Annotated in this window: 5 protein-coding genes; 4 read left to right on the top strand and 1 reads right to left on the bottom strand. The window is 65.0% G+C overall.

Translation table 11 applies throughout. The features are described 5' to 3' along the window. Positions 1-218: 218 nt before the first annotated feature. On the bottom strand, positions 219-1436 hold the full coding sequence (locus HMPREF3172_RS04115) for a class I SAM-dependent methyltransferase (RefSeq protein WP_070515654.1): 1218 nt from the start codon (positions 1434-1436) through the stop codon (positions 219-221). A gap of 25 nt (positions 1437-1461) precedes the next feature. Between HMPREF3172_RS04115 and rsmA the strand changes: the two genes are divergently transcribed. The 4 genes from rsmA to HMPREF3172_RS04095 all read left to right on the top strand — a co-directional run bounded on the left by rsmA (position 1462) and on the right by HMPREF3172_RS04095 (position 7563). Continuing rightward, positions 1462-2313, top strand: a complete 852-nt coding sequence (gene rsmA / locus HMPREF3172_RS04110) for a 16S rRNA (adenine(1518)-N(6)/adenine(1519)-N(6))-dimethyltransferase RsmA (protein WP_070515653.1) — start codon at positions 1462-1464, stop codon at positions 2311-2313. Between the two features lie 85 nt (positions 2314-2398). Beyond that, positions 2399-3334: a 4-(cytidine 5'-diphospho)-2-C-methyl-D-erythritol kinase gene (locus HMPREF3172_RS04105; protein ID WP_256173176.1), complete on the top strand. Its 936-nt coding sequence runs from the start codon at positions 2399-2401 to the stop codon at positions 3332-3334. Positions 3335-3484: 150 nt separating this feature from the next. Beyond that, positions 3485-5302: an ABC-F family ATP-binding cassette domain-containing protein gene (locus HMPREF3172_RS04100; RefSeq protein ID WP_070515650.1), complete on the top strand. Its 1818-nt coding sequence runs from the start codon at positions 3485-3487 to the stop codon at positions 5300-5302. Between the two features lie 194 nt (positions 5303-5496). Next, positions 5497-7563 carry an MMPL family transporter gene (locus tag HMPREF3172_RS04095; protein WP_070515648.1) on the top strand — a complete coding sequence of 689 codons (2067 nt, stop codon included), beginning with the start codon at positions 5497-5499 and terminating at the stop codon, positions 7561-7563. The last annotated feature ends 58 nt before the right edge of the window (positions 7564-7621 follow it).

Here is a 7621-nt window from a genome sequence, read left to right as displayed (position 1 = left end):
GCGTCTGATTGGTTTGGTTGGGGTTGTGTTGGGTAGGGCTGCGGTGGCCAGCATCTTTTCGCCCTGCCACCGGCGCAGATTCACGCTTTAATGCAGAGTCACGCGTTGTTGCGGCGCATTTGCGCGTGAGTCTGCATTAAAACGCAAATGTGGCGTGGCGTGAGTGCACCGCATTGCCGCGTGAGTTTGCATTAAAGCGCAAGTCTGCGCCGGCGACCTCACTCTTCGTGGGCGAGGATGGCGCAGCGCTGGTCACCCACGCGAGTGAAGATGACAACAGCAGACTTGGCCGACTGACCTTTCTTAGCCGGCCTCAGCTTCAGCTGGCGGCGGACTTGGGCAGGGTCAATGTCCATGCCGCGCTTCTTGATGACCACCTGATTGATCCCGCGATCCGCCAGCGCGCCCCGCACGGCTTTGATCCCGGCGGGCAGAACATCCTCCACCCGGTACTGTGAAACCGCCTGGGCAACAGGTCCTTCAGCAGGACGATCGCCGGACAGATACGCAATCGACTCATGAATTCTGTGCGCACCCAGCGGACCGCACAGAGCCTGCACCAGGCCGGACCGAATGACAGCGCCGTCCGGCTCAAACAGGTAGTCGCCAACAGCGGCGACTGGCACCTCGTCCGTTGGCAGATCAGCTTCCGTCACCGTCAGAGAGCCTTCGTCACCCATGATGAGGGCAGCTCGTCCCTCACGTTCCTGAGCGCGGCCGTGGAACAGCGCAACCTCAACAACATCGCCCCGGTGCGAGGCCCACTGCGCCTCCCAACCGTCCGGCACAAGACTGTGGTCCAAAGCGGGGCCGAGCTTGATGCCGACACTCGGCACGCGCCGGGCAGCCGCAAACGCCCAGGACAGACTCGGCGAAAAAGCCTCCGGATCAGATAGACGGAACGCGGAACCATCAGCGTTCGTCCCCCTGCGCCGCGCCGGATCCAGCCACAGCGCATCAGCGCGAGCAAGATCGAAATCCTCAGCGCGGGCGTGCTCGGCAACCGCATCAAACGGCCGCAGGTTGTATGCGGCAAGTGCGGCGGTGACTTCGTCAGCATCACACGCATACACGGACGCCTCGCCCACACCGGCAAAAGCCAGAGCATCCGCCCCGATCCCGCAGCCGAGGTCCGCAATCAGCCCAGGCCCACCCCGGTGCATCCGCTTGGCGTGCATCGCAGCAACCGGCAATCGGGTGGCCTGTCCCAGTCCGTCGCGGGTGAACAGCATGGAATCGGCAAACGGCCCGAACTTGGCACGTGCCTCAACCCGCAGCTGCGCCTGAGTCATGACGGCCGCCGCAACCTCCGGTGCCAGCCCTTGCTTGCGCAGCCTCTGCTGCGTCTGCATTTCCTCGGCGCGGCTGTACTCAATTGAGTCGAGAACAGCCAGCACATCCGGGTTGAGCAGGGCAGCGGCAGTCTGAGGATCCATGCCCTCGAGCCTATAGGCTAGGAGCGTGACTACCCTCCTGACCGCCCGCACTGTGCGCGAGATCGCCGCGGCACTGGGCCTGCGCCCCACCAAACAGCGCGGCCAGAACTTCGTGATCGACCCCAACACGGTGCGCATGATCGTCGCCGAAGCACAGTTGGAACCCGGCATCACCGTTGCCGAGGTGGGGCCCGGCTTGGGCTCGCTCACTCTGGGGCTCTTGGAGGCGGGTCACCCGGTGGTCGCCGTCGAACTCGATGAGCTTTTGGCCTCGCGCCTGCCGCGGACAGTAGAAGAACTCCACGGTCCTGACGCCGCGTTCGACCTGGTGGTCGGCGACGCCCTGCACGTGACCGAACTGCCCGCCGAACCGCGGGCACTCGTGGCGAACCTGCCGTACAACGTGGCCGTCCCGGTGCTTCTGCACTTCCTGGCGCAGTTCCCTTCTATCGACAATGTGCTTGTCATGGTGCAGGCAGAAGTCGCGGACCGGCTGGCGGCCCGCCCGGGCAACAGGGTCTACGGTGTGCCCAGCCTCAAAGCCCAGTGGTACGGAACCGTAACCCGAGGCTCTGACATAGGGAAGAACATCTTCTGGCCCGCACCGAACATCGGATCGGGACTCGTGCGGATCGTCCGCCACACCCAGCCGTTGCCGGGAGCCGACCAGGTTGAGCGGGACCGCGTCTTCGCGCTCATCGACGCGGCCTTCGCGCAACGGCGCAAAACCCTGCGTGCTGCCCTCAGCGGTGTATTCGGCGGGGGAGAAGCCTCTCAGAAGGTTCTTGAAGCCGCAGGCATCAGCCCGCAGGCACGCGGCGAAACCCTCGCGATCGAAGACTTCATCGCGCTCGCCCGCGCCGAAGCGCAAGCCTGACCCGCGCCGAAGCAGCCGAAGCACAGGCCCCGCTCGACCTGACAAAAACCCCGTTCCACCTGACAAATCCGCTTCAGCCGATAGTGTGGACTCAAGCAATCAGAGGAGCCACATGATCCGGGCCACCGCTCACGGCAAAGTCAATGCAATGCTCGGCGTCGGCGAGGCTGGCGACGATGGCTACCACGACCTCGTCACCGTCTTCCACGCCCTCAATGTGCGCGAAACCATCGCACTGACAGAAGCCGACGACCCCGCCAACCCGAAGGTGACAGTGGCAGGCCCCTACTCCTCGTCATCCATTCCCTGTGATGACCGGAACCTGGCCCGGAAGGCCGTGAGCGCTCTCGCGCAGGCGACCGACACCCATGTCCCCGTCGACATTGCCATCGACAAGAACGTGCCGGTTGCCGGCGGTATGGGCGGTGGTTCTGCCGACGCTGCAGCAGCGCTCGTGGCCTACGCCGCGTGGATCGGCCTGGACGACCCGCAGCTGCTCCACGACACAGCAGCGACTCTCGGAGCGGACGTCCCGTTTGCCCTCATGGGCGGCACGGCTATCGGCACCGGCCGCGGCGACGAGCTCGCCACCGTCATGTCCGATGCGCAGTTCCACTGGGTGCTGGCAACCTCGGCAAGCGAACTGTCAACCCCGAACGTCTACGGTCGGCTCGATCAGATGCGCGCCGAGGGTCGCGCACCGGGCCCGACTCTCGATGCGGAAGCCGCGGTCGCCGCTTTCGTCTCCGGGGATCCGCACCAGCTGGCCGAGGCACTCCACAACGACCTCGAAGCCGCCGCCTGCGACATGCTTCCCCAACTGCGCGAGGTGCTGGAAACCGGCCGTGAAGCCGAGGCTCTCGGGGGACTCGTGTCCGGTTCGGGGCCGACGGTCGCATTCCTCGTCGAAGACGACACTCACGCACTCGATCTTGCGGTCATGCTCGAAGCCAGCACGTCCGTGCGCAATGTTGTGCGCACATCGGGCCCAGCACCCGGAGCCCACGTAGTTGAAGACTGAGAGCTGAGGATTACGGCTCGCGTACGGCTGTGCCTCGCCGCAGACTGTGTCTGCTCGAACACTGAACCTCCCCGCTGGTCTGTGGTCGCGACCAATAGACTGAGACGACGGCTGAAACGCCTCAGCCGCTGACTGCAGGAAGGACGCGCCGTGGCACATCTGATCGGAGCCGAAGACATTTCGCTGGACTATCCCACGAAAACCGTCTTCGATTCGCTCACCATCGGAATCCACGAAGGCGACCGCATCGGCATCGTCGGCCGCAACGGCGACGGCAAATCAACGCTCATGGCGCTGCTGACCGGCCAGCTGGAACCCGATTCCGGCCGCGTGACTCAGCGCGGCGGTCTGCGCGTGGGAGTTCTCACCCAGACCGACAACCTCAACCCTGATGACACCGTCGGCACAGCAATCGTGGGCGACCGCCCCGAATACGAATGGGCCTCCGATGCCAACATCCGCGACATCATCGCAGGCCTCGTGGGCGACCTTGACTGGGACCGGAAGGTCTCCGCGCTTTCCGGCGGACAGCGCAGACGCGTGGCGCTCGCCGCACTGTTGGTCGGCGACTGGGATGTTCTGGCACTCGACGAACCGACCAACCACCTCGATGTTGAGGGCATTGCCTGGCTGGCCGGGCACCTCAACAAACGCTGGCCCAAGAACTCAGGCGGACTCATGGTGGTCACCCACGACAGGTGGTTCCTCGATGAGGTCAGCACCGACACGTGGGAAGTCCACGACGGCACGGTCGACCAGTTTGAGGGCGGCTACGCGGCCTATGTCCTGCAGCGGGTCGAACGTGACCGCCTTGCCGCAGCGGCAGAAGCCAAGCGCCAGAACCTCATGCGCAAAGAACTCGCTTGGCTGCGTCGCGGCGCTCCCGCCCGCACCTCCAAGCCGAAGTTCCGCGTTGAGGCAGCCAACCAGCTCATTGCTGACGTCCCGCCGGTGCGCGACTCACTCGAACTCAAACGCCTCGCGGTGTCGCGCCTGGGCAAGGACGTCGTCGACCTTGAAGACGTGGCCTTCGCCTACCCGGACGGCTACGTGCTCACGAATGTCACGTGGCGGATCGCCCCGGGTGAGCGCACCGGAATCCTGGGCCGCAACGGCTCTGGAAAATCAACGCTCCTGGGGCTGATCGCCGGCAGCCTGCAGCCAACCGACGGGCGAATCAAACACGGCAAAACCGTCAAACTCGGCGTGCTCGACCAGCAGTTCTCCCAGCTTGCCGACATCGGCCGCGACCGTGTGCGCGAAGTGCTGGCGCGGACCAAGACGAGCTTCGAAATCGACGGCAAAGACCACACCCCGGCACAGCTTCTGGAGCGCCTGGGCTTCCAGCGGGCACACCTGTCCTCCTACGTTGAAGATCTCTCCGGCGGACAGAAGAAGCGCCTCCAGCTGCTGCTGTTGCTGCTGGACGAACCCAACGTCATCCTGCTGGACGAACCGACCAACGACGTCGATGCCGACATGCTCGCCGCCATGGAAGACCTCATGGACTCCTGGCCGGGCACACTCATCGTCGTGTCCCACGACCGCTACCTCATTGAGCGCGTCACCGATCAGCAGTACGCCATCCTCGACGGCACACTGCGCCACGTGCCCGGCGGAATCGACGAATACCTGAAGCTGGCAGCTGAACTCGACGGTTCCGATGACGACGGAAACGGCAGCCGAGCTTCCAAGAGCCAGGGGAGCGGCACCTCGGGAGCTTCAGAAAGCAGCGGCCTGACCGGTGCCGAGAGGCACGCCAAGCGCAAAGAAGTCGGCGCGATCGAACGCCGGCTCGAACGGGTCAACGGCGAAATCGAGAAGGTGCTCGAACGGCTCGGCGAACACGACCAGACCGACTTCGAAGGCCTGCAGGCGCTCGGTGAAGAGCTGCGTGGCCACCGCGAAGAAGCCGAACAGCTCGAAGAGCGCTGGCTCGAACTGTCTGACCTGCTCGAAGACAGCTGAACAGGCCGCGGCAGCTGGTCAGCCGCCCCGCGGCAGCTGGTCAGCCGCCCCTTGCCAAGCCGCCCCCCCCTGCCAGCCGCCCCGCGGCGGCAGCACCAACCCAACTGAAGCCAACCCCGTGTCAGCCAAAAGTATGACTCCGGTCTAGCCGAAGCACCGATGGAATCGCCCCGTGTTTTCGGTGAACTGGAAGCATGGAACGACACGGCTTTGCAGACAGAATCACATCCAAGAAGGGTTCGTGGCTCACGCTCATCATCGGGCTCGTGGTGATGGGAGTGCTGTTCGGCGTTTTCGGTTCGGCGAAAGCACCCGAAGCCAGCGAACAGGCCCCGCCCGAATCCGAGTCCCAACGGGCTCAGGCCCTGCTCGACGAATTTCCCGGCGCGGACGAACAGTCCGTGCTCATTGTGGCCACCGCGCGCGACGGCGGGGAAATCACCGATAGGCAGACGAAAGCGCTGAAAGATCTCGCCGGCACGCTGAACGAAACCACCGCATCCAATGACGGTGAGGCCTCAGACCCTATCCTCAGCGAAGACGGCGAAGCGGCTGTGCTCCTCGTGCCGATCACGACCGGCGAATCCAACACCGCGAACGCCGAAGTCATCGGGGACTTGCGCAGCACAGTCGCCGAACACGGCCCGACTGACCTCAAACTGGAAGTCACCGGCGGACCGGCCTTCGGCGCGGATGTTGCAGCCGCCTTCGACGGTGCGGACTTCACGCTGCTGGCGGTGACGATTGCGATCGTCGCCGTTCTGCTGATCGTCACCTACCGTTCGCCGATCCTGTGGCTGGTGCCGCTGATCGCGGTCGGCCTGGCCGATGGTCTTGCGGGCCGTCTCACCGCGGCTGCCGGCCAAGCGTGGAACCTGCAGTTTGATGCCGGCATCATCAGCGTGCTCGTCTTCGGTGCGGGCACGAACTATGCGCTGCTGCTCATTTCGCGCTACCGCGAAGAGCTGCTGCGCCACACCGATCACCGCGCAGCCCTGGCGGTCGCCTGGAAGCACACAGTCGGTGCGATTCTCGCCTCGAACCTCACGGTTGTGCTGTCCCTGCTGACCCTGGTGCTGGCCGTCATTCCCGGCACGCACGGCCTGGGCATCACCTCGGCAATCGGTCTGCTGACCGCTCTGGCCGGTGTTCTTCTTCTGCTGCCGCCGATGCTCGCCATCGTCGGACGAGGCGCCTTCTGGCCCTCGATCCCGCGCTGCGGGACCAAGGGGCGCCGGGATGGGGTGTGGCGCCGTGTAGCGACCGCTGTTGTGCGCCGTCCGCTGGTGTCAGCCGGTGCCGGCATCGCCCTGCTGGCCATCATGGCCTCCGGCCTGTTCGGCGTGAAGGTCGGGCTTGACCAGCTGGATCGCTTCCGCGTGCAGTCGGAGTCCGCCGCCGGTCTGGAAACCCTGTCGCAGCATTTCCCGCCAGGGGAGGCCCAGCCGATCCTGATCGTGGCAAACGAAGACAAAGCTGACGACGTCGTAGCAGCGGTGGAAGACCGCGATGGAATCGTCCGCGCCGGTGAAATCGACACGCACAATGGTCTGTCGAAGATCATGGTGACCAGCGACTACAGCCCGAGCACCGACGAGAGCCTCGCCCAGATTGATGAGCTGCGCGAAGCCGTCGGCGCGGTTGACGGAGCTGATGCCCTCGTCGGCGGACAGGTCGCAGCGGATGTCGATGCGCGTGCTGGTAACGCCCAGGACTTCGCACTCATCGTCCCGCTGATCCTCGGAGTGACGCTCGTCGTGCTGTTCTTCGTGGCCCGCTCCGCGCTCGCCCCGTTCGTTCTGTTGGCGATCAACGCCGCCAGTGCGCTCGCTGCGATCGGTGCGGGTTGGGTTCTCAGCCGCGTGGTCCTCGGCAGCGAGGCGCTCGACCTGCAGGTTCCGCTTCTGTCGTTCCTGTTCCTTGTGGCACTCGGCATTGACTACACCATCTTCCTGGTGCACCGCGCCCGCCGCGAGGCCGCTGAGCACGGCACCGCGAAGGGGATGGTCGAAGCGGTCACCCACACCGGTGGGGTCATTACGAGCGCGGGCATTGTCCTCGCCGCTGTTTTCGCCGCTCTTGGCGTGCTGCCGCTGGTCACCCTGGGTCAGCTGGGCCTGATCGTGGGAATCGGCGTGCTGATCGACACGCTGCTGGTGCGCACTGTCATCGTGCCGGCCGTGTTCACCCTGATCGGCGACAAGATCTGGTGGCCCAGCAAACCGCACTCCCAAGCTGCCGAGGTGGAAGCTGCCGCTTGATCCTGCGCCTCCTGGTCCGCTGGGGCAGGGGATAGAACTGGGGTCCGCACCTGTTGGT

This window comes from Brevibacterium sp. HMSC08F02 (assembly GCF_001807555.1).
Lineage (GTDB): Bacteria > Actinomycetota > Actinomycetes > Actinomycetales > Brevibacteriaceae > Brevibacterium > Brevibacterium ravenspurgense.
The sequence above is the reverse complement of the archived record's forward strand: the minus strand, read 5'-3'. Positions and strand labels throughout refer to the sequence as shown.

Bases quoted from the DNA above. Each gene is read 5' to 3' on its own strand.
- HMPREF3172_RS04095 (WP_070515648.1), top strand. From the start codon at position 5,497: ATGGAACGACACGGCTTTGCAGACAGAATCACATCCAAGAAGGGTTCG.
- HMPREF3172_RS04115 (WP_070515654.1), bottom strand. From the start codon at position 1,436: ATGGATCCTCAGACTGCCGCTGCCCTGCTCAACCCGGATGTGCTGGCT.